Source organism: Tepidanaerobacter sp. GT38, assembly GCF_021991635.1.
GTDB lineage: Bacteria > Bacillota > Thermosediminibacteria > Thermosediminibacterales > Tepidanaerobacteraceae > DTU063.
In genome coordinates this window covers 15,841-35,996 of the sequence record NZ_JAFFJA010000062.1, presented here as the reverse complement: position 1 = coordinate 35,996, position 20,156 = coordinate 15,841, and the positions used below count along the sequence as shown (strand labels likewise).

The window sequence follows — 20,156 nt, the reverse complement described above, 5'->3', positions numbered from 1 at the left end:
TCATTTAACTTTACAATACGACGAAAAATGGAAGGAGGCATTTTTAATGAGGAAGTTTTCTACAAAAGAACTTGTCAATTTGTCTTTGCTGATTGCCCTCAACATTGTGCTTACCAGAGTAGCCAGCATAAGAATAAACATCGGGGCAGTGGAGGGCATAAGAATAGGCTTTGGAAGCTTTCCCATAATTTTGGCAGGCCTCATCTTTGGGCCTGCAGGTGGAGGAATAGTGGGAGCGGTTGGCGACATAGTGGGATACTATATTAATCCTGCGGGAGCGTATATGCCGCTGTTTACTTTGTCGGCAGCCCTGACCGGCATAATACCACCTCTGGTTTTGAGAATGACAAAGCGGCAAAACTGGAATTTGTGGGAGCTCATGCTTGCCATTGGTATCGACCAAATTATAACTTCCGTCATTTTGACCCCGTATTTTTTGCAGTTGGCCTTTGGCATACCTTTCTTCGCTACGCTGCCTGCAAGAATACTATCCCAGGCAATAAATGTTCCCCTGTTTGCTGTTTTGGCTCTGCGGATCATGAAGCGGGCGAATATACTCTTAGGCTAATGGCCAATTAAATAATACTTCCAAAGTAGACTGCTCTCCTTTGAGCAGATACCTGAAATAATTAACCGGGTCTGCTCAGAGGAGAGTTTTTTATGGGAAAAAACTATACCTCAATTTCATAACGATGGCTTGCTAGAGGGAATTTGCAGTAATGCCTTTATTTACCGCAAAATATATACTATACTATAAATTAAGCAAGGAACTTATACATAATTATTAATATATTGATCGGAGGTTATCATGAAAGAGGATAAATTAAGGCTTAGGCGGAAGATATACCGGCTAGTGGCCGAACATGCCCGGACTTTGGACAATTTAGACGATGTGTACGAAGCCGTATTGGATAGTATGGGTGAAGATATAAGCAGAGAGGAAGCCGAGTTTCGGGTCAGAGCGGCTCTGGGGTCTTTTGAAAAGGGGAAAATACCGGAACAAGTAGATTTTCCCTTTATTTCCGTAGTTGAAAAAGCATGCAAGGGGTATCAGGATGGATGTGCATGCGTAGATGCCTGCGGGACTGAAGCTCTTTCCAAAGGTGATATGGATGGCAAACCGGTCATAGATATTAATAAGTGCCTCTCCTGTGGCCTTTGCATTGTTGCCTGTCCCGAAGGCGCCATTACCGACAAAGCCGAAATTGCTCAGACCATAAATTTAATTAAAAAGCACAAAAGGGTATATGCCATTTTAGCACCGGCCTTTTCCGGCCAGTTTGGCCCCGATGTTAGTGAAGAGCAGATAAAAAGCGCCCTCTTGATGCTGGGCTTTTACGATGTGGTGGAAGTAGCTTTAGGAGCAGACATGATAACGGTGAAGGAGGCCAATGAATTTTTGAAGCGCATGGAAAGGGGCGACAAATTTATGATAACGTCCTGCTGCTGTCCTCCCTTTGTGCGCCTAGCAAAAGGCTTCAGGCCGAAGATTGCGGGCCTTGTTTCGGATTCGGTATCGCCTATGATTGCTGTTGCCAGGTTCATCAAGGCAGAGGATGAAAATGCCAAAGTAGTCTTTATTGGCCCCTGCATCGCCAAAAAGACTGAGGCAAAGCTCCCTGAATTAAAGGACGCCGTGGACTGCGTGCTGACCTTTGAGGAGTTGGATGCAATTTTTGAGGCGTATAAACTTGAGCCGGGGAGAATTGATGTGAAAATGCCCTTAAGTGATGCTTCTCACGATGGCAGAATATATGCCCACACCGGAGGAGTTTCCGCGGCAATTGCCGCCAGCATAAAAAGGTTAAATCCCAATCTAGAAGTGAAAATACGCCACGGCAACGGCATAAAAGAGTGCAAGCGAATCCTTGATGCAATTGAGCAGGGAGAATTAGAGGCCAATTTTGTTGAGGGAATGGCTTGCATCGGCGGTTGTGTGGGAGGGCCGGGCAAGCTTGTAGATCCTGAAGTTGGTGCGAAAGCAGTTGACGCCTTTGCAAAGAGAAGCCAAATTAAAGAGGCCATATCAAATGAGGCTGCCAACATACTGATAGAAAAGTATAAAGATAAGGTGGAGCTGAACTCTGCAAAGATGTGAGGTGGTTTGGGTGAAGCCCAAAGTTCTAGTAACCAGAAATATTCCACGGGATGGTTTGCCAGAGCTATTTCAAAAATGCCATGTAGATTATCACGATTCAAATGAACTTATGTCCGAAGATGAATTATTAAAGAGGGCCGAGGAAGCAGACGGCATCCTTTGTGTTGGTATGAAAGTAAGTGAAGAGCTGATGGAGCACTCTCCAAAGCTTAAGGTAATCAGCAATTACGGGGTAGGTTACGACAACATAGATGTTGAGGCCGCCACGCGTCGAAAAATTATCGTCACTAACACGCCCGATGTCGTTACAGAAGCGACTGCTGAATTAACATTTGGCATTATTTTAGCAGTAACCAGGCGTATAGCAGAAGCTGATCGCATTTTAAAAAGCAAAGCACCTTTTCGCTGGGGGCCTATGCAGTTGCTGGGGTTTGAATTAACAGGCAAGACTTTGGGGATTATTGGCTTTGGCCGTATAGGTCAGGCGGTCGCCCGCCGGGCAAAAGCTTTCGGCATGAATGTCATATACTACCAGAGGAACCCGCGAGATAAAAGCAAAGATCAGTCTGAACAATGTTATTATCAACCTCTGGATGAGCTCCTTAAGCGTTCAGATATAGTGAGCATTCATGTGCCAAAAACCGATGAAACTTTTCACTTAATCGGCCAAGAACAATTTGCTATAATGAAAAGGGGAGCGTATCTCATAAATACTGCCAGGGGCCCCGTTGTGGACGAAGAAGCACTGGTAAGAGCCCTAAAAAGTGGCATCTTAGCGGGAGCAGGTTTGGATGTCTTTGAAAGAGAGCCCTACATACATCCGGAACTTTTAAAGCTAGACAATACGGTATTAACTCCCCATATTGGCACATCCACATTGGAAACAAGAATTGCCATGGCAAAAATGGCAGCTCAAAACTTGATAGCTGTTTTTGAAGGAAAGCAACCACCAAACGTCGTAAACCCGGAAGTTTATCAATAAAAAACTTTGAGAAGGAGAAAAAGTATGAGTTTGTTAGTAAAAGCCCTAATAATGGGGATAGTAGAAGGCATTACTGAATTTTTACCTATATCTTCTACCGGCCATATGATTATTGTAGGCGACTTTATAGATTTCAAAGGTGAAAGTTTCCATACCATGTTTGAAATCGTCATACAGTTAGGTGCTATCTTAGCTGTAATCTTCTATTACAGAAGCAAAATACTGGATTCTCTGATCCATCTGAGACCTGGACAAAAAGGATTTAATCTATGGTTTAAAATATTCATTGCGTTTTTGCCCTCAGCTGTATTAGGTCTGCTGATTAATGATATTATTGAAGAATATTTTTTCTCATCTTTTACCGTAGCCATAGCCCTCATCGTTGGTGGATTTTTAATGATATTTGCTGAGAATCTCTTTGGCCGGTGGGGCTTAGACGATATGGATAAGGCCAATGTGAAGCAGGCCTTTGTCATTGGGTTAGGTCAATGTCTTGCCTTAATCCCCGGAATGTCAAGGTCCGCCTCTACTATAATGGGAGGTATGGCAGCAGGCCTTTCCACAAAGGCTGCAGCGGAGTTTTCATTTTTTTTGGCTATACCTACTATGATAGCTGCCAGCGCATATTCATTAATAAAAGGCTTTTCCAGTATGAGCACTCTTCAGTGGCAGGCTTTAGGAATTGGATTTGCCGTTTCTTTCATTGTTGCGCTGCTGGCTGTAGACGTATTTCTGTCATATTTAAAGAAGCACTCTCTAAAGTCCTTTGCCTACTATCGCATAGTGCTTGGCATCATCATGGTTGTTCTGATTACTACAGGTATTTTGTAAAGCATGTAAGCCTTGACAAAGGTTTCTTACATAGGTAGAATAATAAAAAAACAGAATGCGTTGAAGGGGAGGAGTAAAAGCGAGCTCCTTTTAAAAGAGAGGAAGGTCGTGGCTGAAAGCCTTCCAGGAGTAGCTTTGAAGGTCGCCCTGGAGCAGCTCTGGTGAAATTAAGTAGCCAGAGACGGTGTGCCCGTTAAAGTATGAGTGCTCTTTTAGAGAATTAAGGTGGTACCGCGGAAGCAGGCCTTTCGTCCTTTTTTGGATGAAAGGCTTTTTTAGATTTATAACAAACAAAGCATAGGAGTGGTTTGATGCAAAAGAATTTGCCATCTGTTTACGATCCAAAACAAGTGGAAGATAAATGGTATGAATTCTGGGAAAAAGAGAATCTTTTTTATGCAGAACGGAATCCGGACAAGCAGCCTTTTACTATAGTTATTCCCCCGCCAAATGTTACAGGCCAGCTTCACATGGGACATGCGTTGAACAATACGCTGCAGGATATTTTGATACGAACCAAGCGCATGCAGGGTTACAGTGCCTTATGGCTTCCGGGAACAGATCATGCGGGAATTGCAACTGAAGCCAAAGTTAAAGAACAATTGGCCGAAGAAGGCTTGTCTAAATTTGATTTAGGCAGGGAAAAGTTTTTGGAGAGAGTCTGGCAATGGAAGGAAAAATATGGGGGCACCATTGTCAGCCAATTGAAAAAATTGGGTTCTTCCTGCGATTGGTCAAGACTCAGGTTTACCATGGATGAGGGATTGAGCAAGGCAGTAAGAGAGGTTTTTGTCCAATTATATGAAAAAGGCCTTATTTATCGCGACAACTATATTGTAAACTGGTGTCCTACTTGTAAAACCACCCTGTCGGATATAGAGGTGGAACATGAAGAACAAGTGGACAAGATATATTATGTAAAATATCCATATAAAGACGGATCTGGATTTTTGACAGTAGCTACTACACGGCCTGAAACCATATTAGGAGATACGGCTGTGGCTGTAAACCCTGAAGATGAGCGCTATAAAGATGTGGTAGGCAAGACACTCATTCTGCCAATTGTAGGCAAAGAAATTCCCGTCATCGCAGATGATTATGTGGATATGGAATTTGGCACCGGCGCAGTTAAAGTTACACCCGGCCACGATCCCAACGATTTTGAAATGGGCATAAGGCACAACCTTCCTGTAATCACAGTAATAGATGACAGCGGATTTATGAATGAAGAAGCCGGAAAGTATAAGGGAATGGACAGGTTTGAGTGCAGAAAGGCTTTAGTAGAAGAACTCAAACGAGAAGGTTTATTGGAAAAGATAGAAGATATTAAGCATAGCGTAGGTCACTGTTATCGATGCGATACGGTTGTGGAGCCTACGGTATCTAAGCAGTGGTTTGTAAAGATGAAGCCCCTGGCAGAGCCTGCCATTGAAGTAGTCAAACAGGGAAAAGTTAAGTTTGTCCCAGAAAGATTTACGAAGATATACTTAAACTGGCTTGAAAATATCCGAGATTGGTGCATATCCAGGCAGCTGTGGTGGGGCCATAGGATTCCCGCTTGGTATTGCCAAGATTGCGGAGAAACCACAGTATCTCGTGAAGATATAACAGTATGTCCGAAGTGCGGCAGCAGACATATTGAGCAGGATCCCGATGTACTCGACACCTGGTTTAGTTCAGCCTTGTGGCCATTCTCTACCATGGGTTGGCCGGAAAAGACAGAGGATTTACAGTATTTTTATCCCACATCAGTGCTGGTAACTGCCTATGATATCATTTTTTTCTGGGTTGCCAGGATGATCTTTCAAAGTATGGAATTTATGAAGGAGGCACCTTTTGAATACGTAGTCATTACCGGTCTTGTGCGGGATGCACTGGGGCGCAAGATGAGTAAATCCCTCGGCAACGGCATTGATCCATTGGAAGTTATCAATAAATACGGTGCAGACACTTTGAGATTTACTCTAAGTACCGGCAACGCTCCTGGCAATGACATGAGATTTTATTGGGAAAAAGTAGAAGCAAGCCGCAATTTTGCAAATAAGATCTGGAACGCTTCTCGCTTTGTAATGATGAATTTAGAGGACTTTGAACCTGGTGAAATTGATGTAGATGAATTATCTTTAGCCGATCGCTGGATTTTAAAGCGGTTAAATGACATAACCCGAGATGTTACAGAATCCCTGGAAAAATTCGAGATAGGCATGGCTGCTCAAAAGATCTACGACTTTTTCTGGAGCGAATTCTGCGATTGGTATATAGAAATGGCCAAGATAGATTTATACGGTGATTGTGCTCAAAGCAAAAAGCGGACTCAAAAGGTGCTCTGGACGGTCCTTGAGCAGGCATTGAGATTGCTGCATCCGTTCATGCCCTTTATTACAGAAGAAATTTGGCAGCATATACCTCATGAGGGCAAAAGCATCATGACATCTGCATGGCCTCAATATAAAGAGGAGTGGGATTTTGACGATGCTGACCAAATGGAACTTGTAATGGATGCGGTGCGAGGAATCAGAAATATTAGAGCAGAGATGAATGTTCCGCCCGGAAAGAAAGCTTTGGCTCTTGCCAGAGTAAGCAGTCCGGAAGTAATGGAAATACTGAAAGACAATTTAAATATAATCTACAGCTTGGCTAAAGTATCTGAAATGGAAATCGTAGACGAAACTGCAGACTTGCCGCAAAAAGCAATTTCCTGCGTAATCAAGGGCGCAGAGATTTTTATACCTATGGAAGGTTTAGTGGATATAGAGACAGAAATATCAAGACTTAAAAAGGAAAAGGCCAATTTGGAAAAAGAAATAGATAGGGTTAATAAAAAGCTGAGCAATGAAGGATTTTTACAAAAAGCTCCTCAGGATGTAGTAGAAAAAGAACAGCAGAAACAAAAGGATTATCAAGAAATGCTAGAAAAAGTTGAGCATCGATTAAAGATGCTGACTGATTTGGCTTGATGAAAAACCAACTTTAGAGAAGGGAAATATATATGTTAAGCTACAACCAAGCTTTAGATTTTATCCATGGCCTAAACAGATTTGGAACAAAGCTGGGTCTTCAAAATATTACACAGCTTTTAGAACTTTTGGGTAATCCCCAAAAGAACATGAAAGTAATTCACGTGGCTGGCACCAATGGCAAAGGCTCCACCTGTGCCATGATCGATTCAGTTCTTCGGGCGGCAGGCTATAAAGTTGGCCTTTACACCTCCCCATATCTTGAAGTTTTCAATGAGCGGATGCGAGTAAATGGGGAAAATATTTCTGATGACGACTTGGCAAGGCTAACAGACAAAGTCCGCAAAAAAGTAATTTATATGAGGGAAAACAATCTGGGCTCTCCTACGGAGTTTGAAGTGGTGACAGCTATAGGATTCCTGTACTTTGAAGAACAGGCTGTGGATTTTCTGGTTCTTGAAGTAGGCATGGGAGGAAGACTCGATGCCACAAACATAGTGACGCCGCTGGTAAGCGTCATAACGCCTATTAGTCTGGACCACCAGCAGTATTTGGGTAGTACGATTAGAGATATTGCCAGGGAAAAGTGCGGCATTATTAAACCGGGCGTTCCTGTAGTAACAGGCCCTCAGGAAGATGAAGCTATGGCTGTAATTGAAGAAACATGCAGGGCCCTTAAGTGCCCGCTGACAAAGGTAATAAATAAAAAGGCTGATAGTGCACCTGATACTGTAAGCTATGAGCCCAAAGCTGGTGGAGTTGAGGGCATGACCTTTGATTTGTTTACACCAAATGCTGAATATCCTGATCTTCAAATAGGGCTTATAGGAAGGCATCAATTTGACAATGCCGCAACTGCCGTTTGTGCTGTGGAGCTTTTGATTTCCCAAGGAGAAATTACAAAGGAGGCCATATATTCGGGATTAAAAAAGGTCAAGTGGCCTGGCAGATTGGAAGTAATCCGTGAAAAGCCTACAGTTTTAATCGATGGGGCTCATAACATTGCTGGCGTAAAGACCCTAAAAGCTGCTCTTGAAGAATATTTCAAAGACCAAAATAAGATTCTGGTTATAGGCATTTTGGAAGATAAAGATTATAAAGAAATGTTAAAGGAATTGTTACCTTTGGCTGATACTGTAATTTGCACGGCACCGGATAACCCCAGAGCCCTTTCTGCAGCCAGATTGTCAGAGACGGCTTTAAGCATCTTGAGAGATTCTCAAATTAAACTTTATGCCAAAGAGAAAATAGAAGATGCAGTAAAGCTGGCTTATTCCTTGGCTGCTGACGAAGATATGATTGTTTTTGCAGGCTCACTATATATGATAGGCCATGTCAGGACATTGTTAACAAAACAATAAAACAGCACACGGGGACATTTTGTCCCTGTGTTTTTCTACTTATCTTAGTGGCCATTAAAGAAAAAGAAATATCTTTGATGAAAGAGTTGAATTTATCAAGGAGAGAAGCATGATGCACTGCAAAAAAAATTTCAGTCTATTATTGGCTGGAGCCTGTACTGCAAGCATTTTTGGCTTTTCTTTTTTGTTCACAAAAGAAGCCCTTGATGTTTTGGAACCTTTTCACTTGCTAAGTTTTCGCTTTGCTGTAGCTACCCTGGTTTTTGTGATTATGCAACTTTGCGGTCTAATTAAAATAAATCTTAAAGGCAAAAACTTAAGACACCTAGCTCTTTTAACGTTAATGGAACCTGTTCTATACTTCATATGTGAAACCATTGGGGTAAACATTACAACATCATCAGAAGCAGCTATCATAATATCACTGCTCCCGGTTTTTATTGTCATATTTGCTGCATTTTATCTAAAAGAAAAGCCCACCCCTGTCCAAACAGGGTTTATACTTCTATCTGTGTCAGGCGTTATTTTCATGACGGTTATGAAGGAAAGCTTTAAAGTAGGAGCGAATATGCTTGGAACTTTTATACTTTTGGGCGCTGTTATTTCAGCAGGAATATATAATGTATTATCCAGAAAACTGTCATCTGAGTTTACGCCTGTTGAAATTACTTATACTATGGTGTGGGTCGGTGCGGTTGTTTTTAACGGCATATCAGTTGCACAGCATCTAATTAAAGGAAAATTAAGCTATTATTTTTATCCACTGACAAACGGCAAAGCCTTGGTTTCCATAATTTATCTGGGTGTCTGTTCTTCCGTTGCTGCGTATTTTATGCTCAATTATTTGTTATCTAAAATAGAATCTTCCAGAGTATCTGTCATTTCTAATGTAGCTACTATAATTTCAGTAATTGCCGGCGCGGTTTTTAGAAATGAACCCATATATTGGTTTAATGTGGTTGGTGCTATTATGATACTATCCGGTGTTTGGGGAACAAACCGCTATGGTAAAATAGATGCTTTTACCAGGCGGCAAAAAGTAAAACACTCATCAAAAACAATGATGAAATCGGAGGTAGAAAGTTGAAGTTATTATTTTGCGGTGGAGCTGGTGAAGTAGGTGCTTCATGCTATTTTGTGCAAATTGATGGAAAAAATATTTTACTTGATTGTGGCATAAGACTTACTTCGTCAAAAGATGCCCTGCCGGATTTTAGGCTGCTTCAGGAAAGTGGGGGCATAGATGCTATTATAGTAAGCCATGCTCATACTGACCATACTGGAGCTCTTCCGGCCCTAAGCCGACAATTTCCAAATGCACTTATATATATGACTCATATGTCAAAAGATCTGACGAGAGTTCTTTTGTATGATAGCTTAAAAATTATGGAACGAGAAGCAGAAATTCCCATATATGCAGAAAACCACGTGCGAGAAATGCTCAATAGAACCCTTTGTTTCTCGCCCGAATTTACTTTTAAACCATTTAACGATGCAGATATAAACATTACTTTTTACAGTGCAGGACATATAGCTGGAGCAGCCTCTATTTATATTACAGGGGCAGAAGGCAGTTTGTTTTATTCAGGCGACTTTTGCGCATTTAGGCAAAATACTATAGAAGGTGCTGCTATTCCTAAACTTAGGCCGGATGTAGCGATTTTTGAAGCTACGTACGGCGATAGACTTCATGCCAACAGGCAAATTGAAGAACAGCGGCTTATTGAATCTATAAATCAAGTTATAGTAGAAGGCGGCAAAGTTTTGGTTCCTGCCTTTGCATTAGGCAGGGCTCAGGAAATAATTCTGATTTTAAAAAAAGCTATAAATAAAAGGAAACTCACTAGTTGTCCTGTTTATGTTGATGGTATGGTAAAAGATATCTGCCGCGTATATAATTTAAACCCCAATTATTTAAAATCAGAACTTGCCAAAAAATTATTTAAAGGAACAGATATATTTTATGATGATAATATAACTGCTGTAGAAAATCCGAAGCAACGCAGGGAGATTTTAGAATCAAAAACACCCTGTGTAATTATTGCAAGTTCTGGCATGCTAACCGGTGGCCCAAGCCAAATGTATGCACAAACCTTGGCAAAGGATGAGCGCAATCTAATTGCCATAACCGGATACCAGGATGAAGAATCGCCGGGCCGAGACTTGTTAAGGATTATGGAAGCTAGTGAAACAGACAAAAACCGTGACAAGACCCTGAAACTTGGGGACACAGAAGTTGATATAAAATGTAAAGTAGGCAGATTTGGACTTTCTGCTCATGCTGATAAAATAGAGATACTAAACTTAGCAAATAATTTATATCCAAGAAGGATATTTTTAGTGCATGGAAATCCCGAATCCATTAACAGCCTTGGTAAAGAAATACAAAAGGACATCAACAGCTTTGTATATGCACCAGAAAACGGAGAAGTATATACAATAAGCATAAAAAAACCACGAAAACAAAAAAACAGGGCAGAATATCCAAAAATGGATAAAAGCAAACCTTTAGATTCCGAAAATGTTAGAGAATTATGGGAATTTATCACGGCAAATATAGGAATATCAGCGGCGCTTTCGGTGGAAGAACTTATTGAAATATGGGGCTATGAGCAAGATGCTTTAGAAGTAAAACGGATTCTGAATGAGTCAATATATTTTGAGCCTGACAGGCGCCGTATGTTTTTATATCATGCTGTAAAAAAAAGCGAAATAGAGAAACTTGCTGCTCCTAAAGTAATGGAAGTAAATGAAATGTTAGCTCTTGTAGACGAATTTTTCGATTCGGAAACCGGCCTTTATAAAAAAGGTGCCAGATTCGATGAAAAAATTGCACTTTTGTACTTTAATTTTCCCGAAATTGCCAGATTAAAATATGCTGACAAAATTGAGGAATTTGAAAAGCACACCGGATGGCAGGTTGAAATAAATAAAAATATAAACACTCAAGCTTTAAATGAGGTAATTTACAATTTATTTCCAAAAGATGTGTTAATAAATAAAATATCTTTCATGCCTCAAAGTCGTAAAGTCAGGGTAATTATAGATGGAGAACTGACAAATAATGAGGAACTGCACAAAGACTTTCAGGAAATCACTGGTTTAAGTTTGCTAATAAACGATGAAGATGAGGATAATAGTGGCGATGATTTTTTATCATCAAAAAATGGTCAAATCGAGCAAAATCAAGCCTTAAGATGCATAGATGAAGCATTTTCTAAGTTGCCTCATAAACCATACAAAAAGAGTATTAAGTTGACTAAAAGTGGTGTGAAATATATTGAGCTTTCATTTATTTCAAAAGTAATAGGCGAGCAGTACTGCGATACAATTACAAAATTGGCAAAAGAAACCGGTTATACCATAAAGTTAAGCGATTCATGTAATCAAACAGAAATTATAAATATAGCAAAACGGTTAGCTTTTGAAAAAGGCCTTAAATTAAAGAAAAATCCTAGTATTTTCCTAGATAATATGCTGGTGCAAATAGTATTGAATCAGGATATAGATGATGCAGTTAAGGCCGAAATTCAAAGTCGATTTTTGGCATTGACTGGAATGACATTAGAAATAATTTAAAAAATAATAGCCACAAAAATTGTGCAAAATAATAATGGGCGCTCCATATCAATTCAGAAAGGCAGGGAGATTTTTGTGGCACCAGCTTTTGATATTAGAAATTTAGTTTTGCAAAACCTTGCTGGCAGCACGCGGGAGGAAATTCAAGGCTACATTCAAGAAACCATTGATATGCGTGAGGAAGAAGCATTGCCGGGCATGGGAATTCTATTTGAAGTTGTTTGGAGTAAATCTAATGACCAGGAAAAAGATAACATGATGAATAAAATAATGGAGGGCATTCCTGCTGCCAAGGCATAAGCTGTAGTCGGGGTTTTTCCCCGATTTTTTTTTACTGTTGAAAAACAGCAGATCTTTAGGTAAGTTAGAAGAAAGATTGAATTTTACAGGAGGTTGGGAATGAAAGAAAGATTAAGAGAAGTATCCAAGAATTGTTATGTTTTGTCGTCTGACAAAAATCAAGTAGATATTCACGTATATTTAAGCAAAAAACTGTTAGAGGATTTTACCGAAGATGAGGCAATAAAGCAGCTCTATAATGCTTCAATGCTGCATGGTGTTGTGAGCCCTGTGATAGGTATGCCTGATATCCACACCGGATATGGTTTGCCCATTGGTGGTGTTTTGGCTACTGATTACGAAAAAGGTGTGGTGTCGGCCGGTGCGGTAGGCATGGATATTAATTGTGGTGTTAGGCTAATTACAACACGCGTTTTTTCCGAAGAAATAAACAAGGATCTTCTCAGTAAGATCCTGCAGGCAATTTCGAAAAGAGTGCCCCAAGGTGTGGGCAAATCCAGTATGCTGAAGGAACTAAGAAAACCAAATCTTGAAGGTATAGCTTATGAAGGTACAGAGTATTATATAAAAAAAGGTTTTGGCAGACATGAAGATTTAAATCGAATTGAAGACTATGGTTGTATCAAAGGGGCTAGTGTTTCTGCAATTCCAAAATCGGCAATGGAGCGGACGGATCAGCTTGGAACCATAGGAGGAGGCAATCACTTCATAGAAGTAGGCCGGATAAGCCAAATCTTTAATGAGGAGATAGCATCAAAATTAGGCCTGTACAAAAATCAAATTTACATAATGATTCACACAGGCAGCCGAGGCTTTGGACACCAAATCTGTACTGACTACTCCCAAATTATGTGGAATAATTCTCACAAGAACCAAACTCCTGCTCCACAAAAGGGTCTAGCATGTGCTCCTATTTTTTCTGAAGATGGTCAAAATTACCTTAAAGCCATGGCTTGTGCTGCCAACTATGCTTTTACCAATAGACAGATAATAACCCATTTTGTGCGGGAAGCCTTTGTAGAAGTGCTTAAGCAATCAGAGTCTAAGCTAGGCCTTGATATATTATATGACGTTGCCCATAATATAGCGAAAAGAGAAAAGTATGACGGCAAGTGGCTATTGGTACACAGAAAAGGAGCCACAAGGGCTTTGCCTGCAAAGCATGAGGACAATCCCAACTGCTTTAAGACTACGGGCCAGCCGGCTATAATTCCAGGTAGCATGGGTACAGGTTCTTATGTAGTTTTAGGTACTGACCGAATAAAAAGCACTTTTTGCTCTGTAAATCACGGCGCTGGCAGAATAATGTCGAGAAAACAAGCCAGATCCGAATTTACAAGAGAAGATCTAATAAAGCAAATGGGAAATGTGGTGACTATTGCAAAAAATATGAAATCCCTGCTTGATGAAGCCCCGCTTGCATATAAAGATATAGATGAAGTAATCTTCACTCTAGTTGAAGCAGGGCTTACCAGGCCCATTGTTAAGCTAACACCTATGGGGGTTCTTAAAGGTGAGGGAGATGAGGCATAAAATTTTTACGGCACTAATCTTTCTAGTGCAGAGAAGGTTTCTTGGCCAACAATGCCGTCGACTACCAAGCCGTTGTCTTTCTGAAATGCTTTAACTGCATTTTCGGTTAAGGGGCCGAAGATGCCATCAATGGGACCTACATCGTAACCGAGGCTTTCCAGCTTTGACTGCAATTCTTTCACATCCTCACCTTGCAACCCGCGATATAATATTCTCGAACCAAACTCTTGTTGACGTGACAGCATGTTTTTCCCCTCCCAATAAAATTTTCACTTATATCATATTTTGATATTAATAAAAATGTTATCAAAACCATATCTAAAATCATTTATTATATTATTAATTATTTTTTACAAAAAGTTAATTTGCGGAAAAAATTTTTTGAGATATAATCTTAATAATTAATCTTGTACAGGAGGAGATATTTTTGCACTATGAGAAATACGTAGCTCAAAGAGCAAAAGACATTGAAATTTCAACTATCCGTTACTTTTTCAACATGGTAAAAGAAGTAGAAGGTGCCATATCATTGTGCATCGGCGAACCTGATTTTACAACGCCGTCCCATATAAATCAGGCTGCAGTTGAGGCTCTTGACGATGGGCGCACCTTTTACACGCCTAATGCAGGTCTTTATGAACTTAGGCAGGAAATATCCGAATACCTAAATCGCCGCTATCAATTGGATTATAAACCTGAATCGGAAATAGTTGTTACAATTGGTGCAAGTCAGGCTATTGATGTGGTTATAAGGACACTGATAGAACCGGGAGATGAGGTCTTAATACCACAGCCATCCTTTGTAGCATACGGGCCATGCACTATATTAGCAGGTGGCACACCTGTTTATGTGCCTACATATTTAGAGGATAATTTTGTTTTAAGGCCTGAAGTGCTAGAAAAATATATTTCTCCTCGGTCAAAGTTGTTAATTCTGCCTTACCCGAACAATCCAACAGGAGCGGTTATGACAGAAGAACAGCTGAAAGCGATAGCTCAAGTAGTAAAAAAACATGATCTAATAGTTGCATCTGATGAGATATACTCTGAACTGACTTATGGAATGGAACATACGGCATTTGCCAAAATTGAAGAAATGTGGGAACGAACCATTACCATAAATGGATTTTCCAAAGCTTATGCCATGACCGGCTGGAGATTGGGCTATATTGCTGCTCCGGAAGGCTTCGCACAGCAGATATTGAAGGTACATCAATACAATGTAGCCTGTGCAGCAACTATGGGCCAGTACGCAGCTATAGAAGCTATGAAAAATGGAGATAATGATATTGCGACTATGCGGATACAATATGACAAAAGGCGAAAGTATCTGTTAGAAAGTTTAAGAGAAATGGGCCTTAAGTGTTTCGAGCCAAAAGGTGCTTTTTATGTTTTTCCCTCAATTAAAGAAACAGGCCTTAATTCAGAGGAATTTGCAAAAAGGCTATTATGGGAGGGGAAAGTGGCAGTAGTTCCCGGCAACGCCTTCGGAGAAAACGGTCAAGGTTTTATAAGGCTTTCTTATGCTACTTCCATGGAAAATCTAGAAGAAGCTGTGAAAAGAATGAAGGATTTTTTGAAAACCTTGTAGTTTATAAAAGCGATAAATTGAAGAAATGTTAATTTTAGCGCGCATGAAATTCTTTACAAAGAAATAAAAATAGACCAAAAACCGGACGTTAAGGAATTATTAAATAAAAATGTTCGTAAAAAGTATTGCTAAATTGTATATCTTGTGATAATATAAGAACAAAAGAATAATGCAATCGTGACCTTATATAATTTCAGGAATTGGCCTGAAAGTCTCTACCGGGCGGCCGTAACTGCCCTGGCTATAAGGCTTAGTACTTTATTGCATAAATGTAGAAAAAAAGGGTAGAGATGTAATCTACCCTTTTTTTAGTAAAAATGCAAAGGAGTGTAGAATTTATGTTTTTAGCAAAGGTTTATATCTATTACAAAACCGGAGTGTTAGATCCTCAAAGCAGTGCTATAAAAACGACTATCGCAGACTGCGGATTTGACAAAGTCAGTGATATCGAGACAGGCAAATTTTATAATGTAAAAATTGATGTTGCCGATAAAGCTTCTGCCGAAAAAGTTGCAACTGAACTATGTGAAAAGATTTTATCAAATCCGGTTATTGAAGACTACAAATTTGAAATAATGGAGGCCTAAATATGAAGTGTGCGGTGATACAGTTTGCTGGGTCAAGTGGTGATAGCGATTGTTATCATGTTTGTAAAAATATCTTAGAAAAACCAGTTGAGTATGTTTTTTACAAGGAATCTTTTGCTCCAGAAGATTTTGATTTAATCATTCTTCCTGGGGGAGCGTCTCATGGAGATTATCTTCGTCCAGGAGCCCTTGCTGCCCGTTCGAAAGTGATGAAATCTGTGATTGATGCAGCTAAAGCTAAAAAGTTTGTGCTTGGAATAGGAAACGGATTTCAAATATTACTTGAGGCTGGTTTGCTTCCCGGAGCAGTATTGATAAATAAAGATTTAAAATTTTTCTCAAATGATGTATTTGTTCGCGTTGAAAATACTGACACTCCTTTTACCTCACTTTTCAAAAAGGGAGAAATGATTCGCCTGACCCTTGCTTGTAAATATGGCAATTACTATGCAGACACTGATACCATAAAATGCTTAAAAGCTGACAATAGAATAGTGTTCACGTATTGTGGTGAAAATGGCAACACTTTCGAGTCAAATCCTACGGGTTCTTTAGAAAATATTGCAGGTATAGTTAACCCTGCAGGCAATGTCCTTGGATTAATGCCACATCCGGAGCGCTGTGCTGAAGAATTATTAGGTAATACGGATGGTTTAAGAATTTTTGAGTCTATAGTCCGGTATATAGAAAGGGGAAAAACTCATGGCATCTCGTGATGAAGCTAAGAAACTTGGTTTAACGGATTTGGAATATGATGAAATACTAAAGATATTAGGCAGAGAACCCAATTACCTCGAACTTACTTTATATAGTGTTATGTGGTCGGAACACTGCAGTTATAAAAATTCAAAAGTAGTTCTAAAGCGCCTGCCGACAGAAGGGCCTCAAGTCCTTCAAGGCCCAGGTGAAAATGCAGGAATTGTAGATATAGGAGAAAATTTAGCCATTGTTATGAAAGTGGAAAGCCACAATCATCCGTCAGCAGTAGAACCCTATCAGGGAGCTGCAACCGGTGCAGGAGGTGTGATTCGGGACATATTTGCAATGGGTGCGCGGCCTATTGCCCTTTTAAACTCCCTCAGATTCGGTAGTCTTGATAACCCCCGAGCAAAGTTTTTATTTAAAGGTGCAGTAGCTGGCATTGGTGATTATGGCAACGTCATTGGGATACCCACCATAGGTGGCGAGGTTTATTTCGATGATGCTTATAAAGAAAACCCCTTGGTAAACGCCATGTGTGTTGGGATAATCCGTCATGACAAGATAGTGAGAGGTAAAGCTGCAGGCATAGGAAATTCAGTAATGGTGGTAGGTGCAGCTACCGGCCGGGACGGAATGCACGGTGCAAGCTTTGCTTCAGGTGAACTTTCAGATGATAATCCTGATCAGGGCTCTCCAATGCAGGTAGGAGATCCTTTTAAAGAAAAGCAATTGATGGAAGCATGTCTTGAGCTTTTAGAAAAAGAATGGGTTATTGGCGTTCAAGACATGGGAGCTGCAGGTGTAGTATCTTCTACTTGTGAAACAGCAGCCCGGGCAGGAAGTGGTATCGAATTGGATGTGGCGCTAGTTCATCAGAGAGACGAAAATATGAAACCTTATGAAATTATGATATCTGAATCACAAGAGCGGATGCTAGTCATTGTGGAAAAGGGCCATGAAGATGATGTAAAGCAAATTTTTAAGAAATGGGGTTTAGAGGCAGAAAAATTTGGCACAGTTACCGATGATGGGATGCTCAGAATATTGGAAAACGGCAAGGTAGTAGGTGAAGTCCCAGCCAAGTCTTTAGCAGAAGGTGTACCTATAGTAAAAAGAGAAAGTAAAAGACCCAGCTACTTGGACAACTTAACGGTTGATATATCAAAGCTCCCCGAACCGGATGATTTAAACGAAGTACTGCTCAAACTTTTTGATTTGCCCAATATTGCGAGCAAAGCGTATGTATATAATCAATTTGACCAAACTGCTGGCACGGATACTGTAGTTTCTCCAGGCTCAGATGCTGCCGTGCTTAGAATAAAAGGTTCGAAAAAAGGTATAGCAGTATCCATAGACGGAAATGGTTATTATTGTTACCTGGACCCATATGAAGGTGGCAAACAGGTTGTGGCTGAAGCTGCCAGAAATTTGGTAGTAACCGGTGCAAAACCTTTAGCCCTGACTGATGGTTTAAATTTCGGCAATCCCGAAAAACCAGAGGTTTATTATCAATTTGAGGAATGTATAAAAGGCATATCGGAAGCTTCTAAAGATTTAGGGATTCCTGTTATAAGCGGCAATGTCAGTTTTTACAATGAAGGCAAAGAGAGCACGGTATATCCTACGCCGATTATCGGTATGGTAGGAGTTTTAGAAGATGTGAATAAACACTGCACTATGGAATTTAAAAAATCGGGAGACTTAGTTGTCCTCCTTGGTGAAAATACTGATGAGATAGGCGGTTCCGTATATTTAAAAGAAATATTAAACATTGTAGGAGGGCCAGCACCTAGATTAAATCTTGATGATGAACTTAATGTGCAGAAGTGTTGCCTCAAAGCCATAGAACTGGGTTTAGTAAACTCAGCCCATGATGTGTCTGATGGTGGATTAGCCGTTGCGCTTGCTGAATGCTGTATTGCAGGAAAGCTAGGATTTGAGGGAGAAATAGAAGCAGACATTAGACCTGATGTGCTGCTCTTTGGCGAAGGTCAGTCTAGGATTATTTTAAGTCTAAGTGAAGAAAATTTTGAAGCCTTAAACCAACTTTCAAAAGAAATGAATGTAAAACTAAGCGTGCTAGGCAAAGTAAAGCCGGATATTATAAACGTACGGATAAGGCGCAATGGAAGTGTTGCAGGGGAAATAAATGTGTCCTTGGGAAAAATCACCGAAGTATCAAAAAATGCCATTAAACGGAGAGTGGAAAATGTACGGTAAGTTTAAAGAAGCATGCGGTGTTATTGGCATATATGGGAATAAAGAAGATGAAGCTTTAGGCCGCAGCATATATTACGGCCTTTATGCCCTCCAGCATCGCGGCCAGGAGAGTGCAGGAATAGCCGTAACTTCAGGTAGTGGTATTAAATATCATAAGGCAATGGGCTTGGTCTCTGAAGCATTTAATGATGAGATACTTGATAACCTTTCTGGATATATAGGAGTAGGCCATGTGCGCTACTGTACTAATGAAGCCAATACCCTCATTAATGCTCAGCCTTTAGTGGTCCGCTATAAAAATGGATATTTAGCAGTGGCGCATAACGGCAATCTAATAAATGCTCCGGAGCTTAGAAAAGAATTAGAGGAACAGGGTGTAGCCTTTCAGACAGAAATAGACAGTGAAGTTATTGCCTTTTTAATAGCGAGGCAACACTCGGAAGACATTTCAAAGGCAGTAGAAAAATGCATGGACAAGCTGAAAGGTTCCTATGCGCTCGTCATTATGACTGAGGATACCTTGATAGGCATGAGGGATCCCTACGGCATAAGACCCTTGTGTCTTGGAAAGCAAAAAGATTCCTATGTTCTAGCATCTGAAAGCTGTGCCTTAGATACAATAGATGCCCAATTTATTAGAGATATTGAGCCCGGTGAAATAGTAGTTATAAACAAAGACGGTATAAGAAGCATTAAAAAGAGCCAAGCAGGTCTTTCATATGCTTCATGTATCTTTGAATTTGTATATTTCGCAAGGCCAGATAGTACTATTGACGGCAGAAGTGTTTATATGGCCCGATTACAAGCTGGCAGATTGCTTGCAGAGGAACAACCGGTGGACGCGGATCTGGTTATAGGGGTGCCAGATTCGGGAACGGTATCCGCTTTAGGGTATGCCGCCGCTGCCGGTATTCCTTTTGATATAGGGCTTATAAAAAATCGATATGTAGGTAGGACATTTATTAAGCCCACACGAAGTTCAAGGGCAATTGGCGTCAAACTAAAGCTAAATGCAGTGAGAGAAGTTGTAAAAGGGAAACGCCTGGTAATGGTAGACGATTCAATTGTCAGAGGCACCACAAGTGGCTTAATAGTAAATTTATTAAGGGAAGCGGGAGCTAAAGAGGTGCACGTTAGAGTAAGCTCACCGCCTGTTGTACACTCTTGTTACTTCGGCATAGATACATCTACACGAAAAGAGCTAATCGGTGCTCAACGAAATATAGAAGAAATCCGAGAGCATATTGGAGCTGACAGCTTAGGGTATCTTAGCCTACATGGATTAATTAAGGCAACAGGCTTGCCAGCAGAGAAATTTTGTTCAGGGTGTTTTACCGGTAAATACCCCTTAGATGTGCCGCGGGAGAGAAAACGCTATGTATTTGAAAAGAGGTAGAAAGGAAAGGGAGGTGTGT

At 40.4% G+C, this 20,156-nt stretch carries 16 protein-coding genes, 1 riboswitch and 1 other annotated feature; of the genes, 15 read left to right on the top strand and 1 reads right to left on the bottom strand.

Annotation, left to right across the window (positions count from 1 at the left end; translation table 11 throughout):
- The 10 genes from JT739_RS09475 to JT739_RS09430 form a co-directional block, all read left to right on the top strand.
- A partial coding sequence (locus tag JT739_RS09475) for a folate family ECF transporter S component (protein ID WP_237660883.1) occupies window positions 1–568 on the top strand: 568 nt, incomplete at its 5' end.
- A 240-nt stretch (window positions 569–808) separates the two neighbouring features.
- Window positions 809–2,098 carry a [Fe-Fe] hydrogenase large subunit C-terminal domain-containing protein gene (locus JT739_RS09470; protein WP_237660882.1) on the top strand — a complete coding sequence of 430 codons (1,290 nt, stop codon included), beginning with the start codon at window positions 809–811 and terminating at the stop codon, window positions 2,096–2,098.
- Between the two features lie 10 nt (window positions 2,099–2,108).
- A complete protein-coding gene (locus tag JT739_RS09465) occupies window positions 2,109–3,080 on the top strand; it encodes a D-glycerate dehydrogenase (protein ID WP_237660881.1) in 972 nt (323 codons plus the stop codon).
- A gap of 24 nt (window positions 3,081–3,104) precedes the next feature.
- The gene (locus JT739_RS09460; RefSeq protein WP_237660880.1) at window positions 3,105–3,911 is read left to right on the top strand and encodes an undecaprenyl-diphosphate phosphatase; all 807 of its coding nucleotides are present in this window, start codon (window positions 3,105–3,107) and stop codon (window positions 3,909–3,911) included.
- Window positions 3,912–3,962: 51 nt separating this feature from the next.
- Window positions 3,963–4,170 (top strand) — a binding site (T-box leader).
- Between the two features lie 52 nt (window positions 4,171–4,222).
- Window positions 4,223–6,868, top strand: coding sequence for a valine--tRNA ligase (locus tag JT739_RS09455; protein ID WP_237660879.1), 2,646 nt, complete (start codon window positions 4,223–4,225; stop codon window positions 6,866–6,868).
- Between the two features lie 32 nt (window positions 6,869–6,900).
- Complete coding sequence (locus JT739_RS09450; RefSeq protein WP_237660878.1) at window positions 6,901–8,229, top strand: folylpolyglutamate synthase/dihydrofolate synthase family protein; 1,329 nt, start codon at window positions 6,901–6,903, stop codon at window positions 8,227–8,229.
- Between the two features lie 109 nt (window positions 8,230–8,338).
- Window positions 8,339–9,316: a DMT family transporter gene (locus tag JT739_RS09445; RefSeq protein ID WP_237660877.1), complete on the top strand. Its 978-nt coding sequence runs from the start codon at window positions 8,339–8,341 to the stop codon at window positions 9,314–9,316.
- Window positions 9,313–11,808, top strand: coding sequence for an MBL fold metallo-hydrolase (locus JT739_RS09440; protein ID WP_237660876.1), 2,496 nt, complete (start codon window positions 9,313–9,315; stop codon window positions 11,806–11,808). Before JT739_RS09445 ends, JT739_RS09440 begins: the two co-directional genes overlap by 4 nt.
- A 75-nt stretch (window positions 11,809–11,883) precedes the next feature.
- Complete coding sequence (gene sspI / locus JT739_RS09435) at window positions 11,884–12,108, top strand: small acid-soluble spore protein SspI (protein ID WP_237660875.1); 225 nt, start codon at window positions 11,884–11,886, stop codon at window positions 12,106–12,108.
- Between the two features lie 99 nt (window positions 12,109–12,207).
- Complete coding sequence (locus tag JT739_RS09430) at window positions 12,208–13,641, top strand: RtcB family protein (RefSeq protein ID WP_237660874.1); 1,434 nt, start codon at window positions 12,208–12,210, stop codon at window positions 13,639–13,641.
- A gap of 5 nt (window positions 13,642–13,646) precedes the next feature.
- On the opposite strand, the gene JT739_RS09425 is transcribed toward JT739_RS09430, so the two are convergent.
- Window positions 13,647–13,886: a peptidoglycan-binding protein gene (locus tag JT739_RS09425; RefSeq protein WP_237660873.1), complete on the bottom strand. Its 240-nt coding sequence runs from the start codon at window positions 13,884–13,886 to the stop codon at window positions 13,647–13,649.
- 182 nt (window positions 13,887–14,068) lie between these two features.
- Here JT739_RS09425 and JT739_RS09420 point away from each other — a divergent pair, with 182 nt between their 5' ends.
- From JT739_RS09420 to purF, 5 genes are all read left to right on the top strand, one after another.
- Window positions 14,069–15,232, top strand: a complete 1,164-nt coding sequence (locus JT739_RS09420) for a pyridoxal phosphate-dependent aminotransferase (RefSeq protein WP_237660872.1) — start codon at window positions 14,069–14,071, stop codon at window positions 15,230–15,232.
- A gap of 163 nt (window positions 15,233–15,395) precedes the next feature.
- Window positions 15,396–15,496, top strand: a riboswitch (purine riboswitch).
- A gap of 74 nt (window positions 15,497–15,570) precedes the next feature.
- Window positions 15,571–15,819 (top strand): phosphoribosylformylglycinamidine synthase subunit PurS, encoded by a 249-nt coding sequence (purS, locus tag JT739_RS09415; protein ID WP_237660871.1) that lies wholly within the window; start codon window positions 15,571–15,573, stop codon window positions 15,817–15,819.
- Window positions 15,820–15,821: 2 nt separating this feature from the next.
- Entirely contained in the window at window positions 15,822–16,535 is a 714-nt protein-coding gene (gene purQ / locus JT739_RS09410) for a phosphoribosylformylglycinamidine synthase subunit PurQ (protein WP_237660870.1), read from the top strand.
- Complete coding sequence (gene purL, locus JT739_RS09405; RefSeq protein WP_237660869.1) at window positions 16,522–18,741, top strand: phosphoribosylformylglycinamidine synthase subunit PurL; 2,220 nt, start codon at window positions 16,522–16,524, stop codon at window positions 18,739–18,741. Before purQ ends, purL begins: the two co-directional genes overlap by 14 nt.
- On the top strand, window positions 18,731–20,137 hold the full coding sequence (gene purF / locus JT739_RS09400) for an amidophosphoribosyltransferase (RefSeq protein WP_237660868.1): 1,407 nt from the start codon (window positions 18,731–18,733) through the stop codon (window positions 20,135–20,137). Before purL ends, purF begins: the two co-directional genes overlap by 11 nt.
- Window positions 20,138–20,156: the final 19 nt, after the last annotated feature.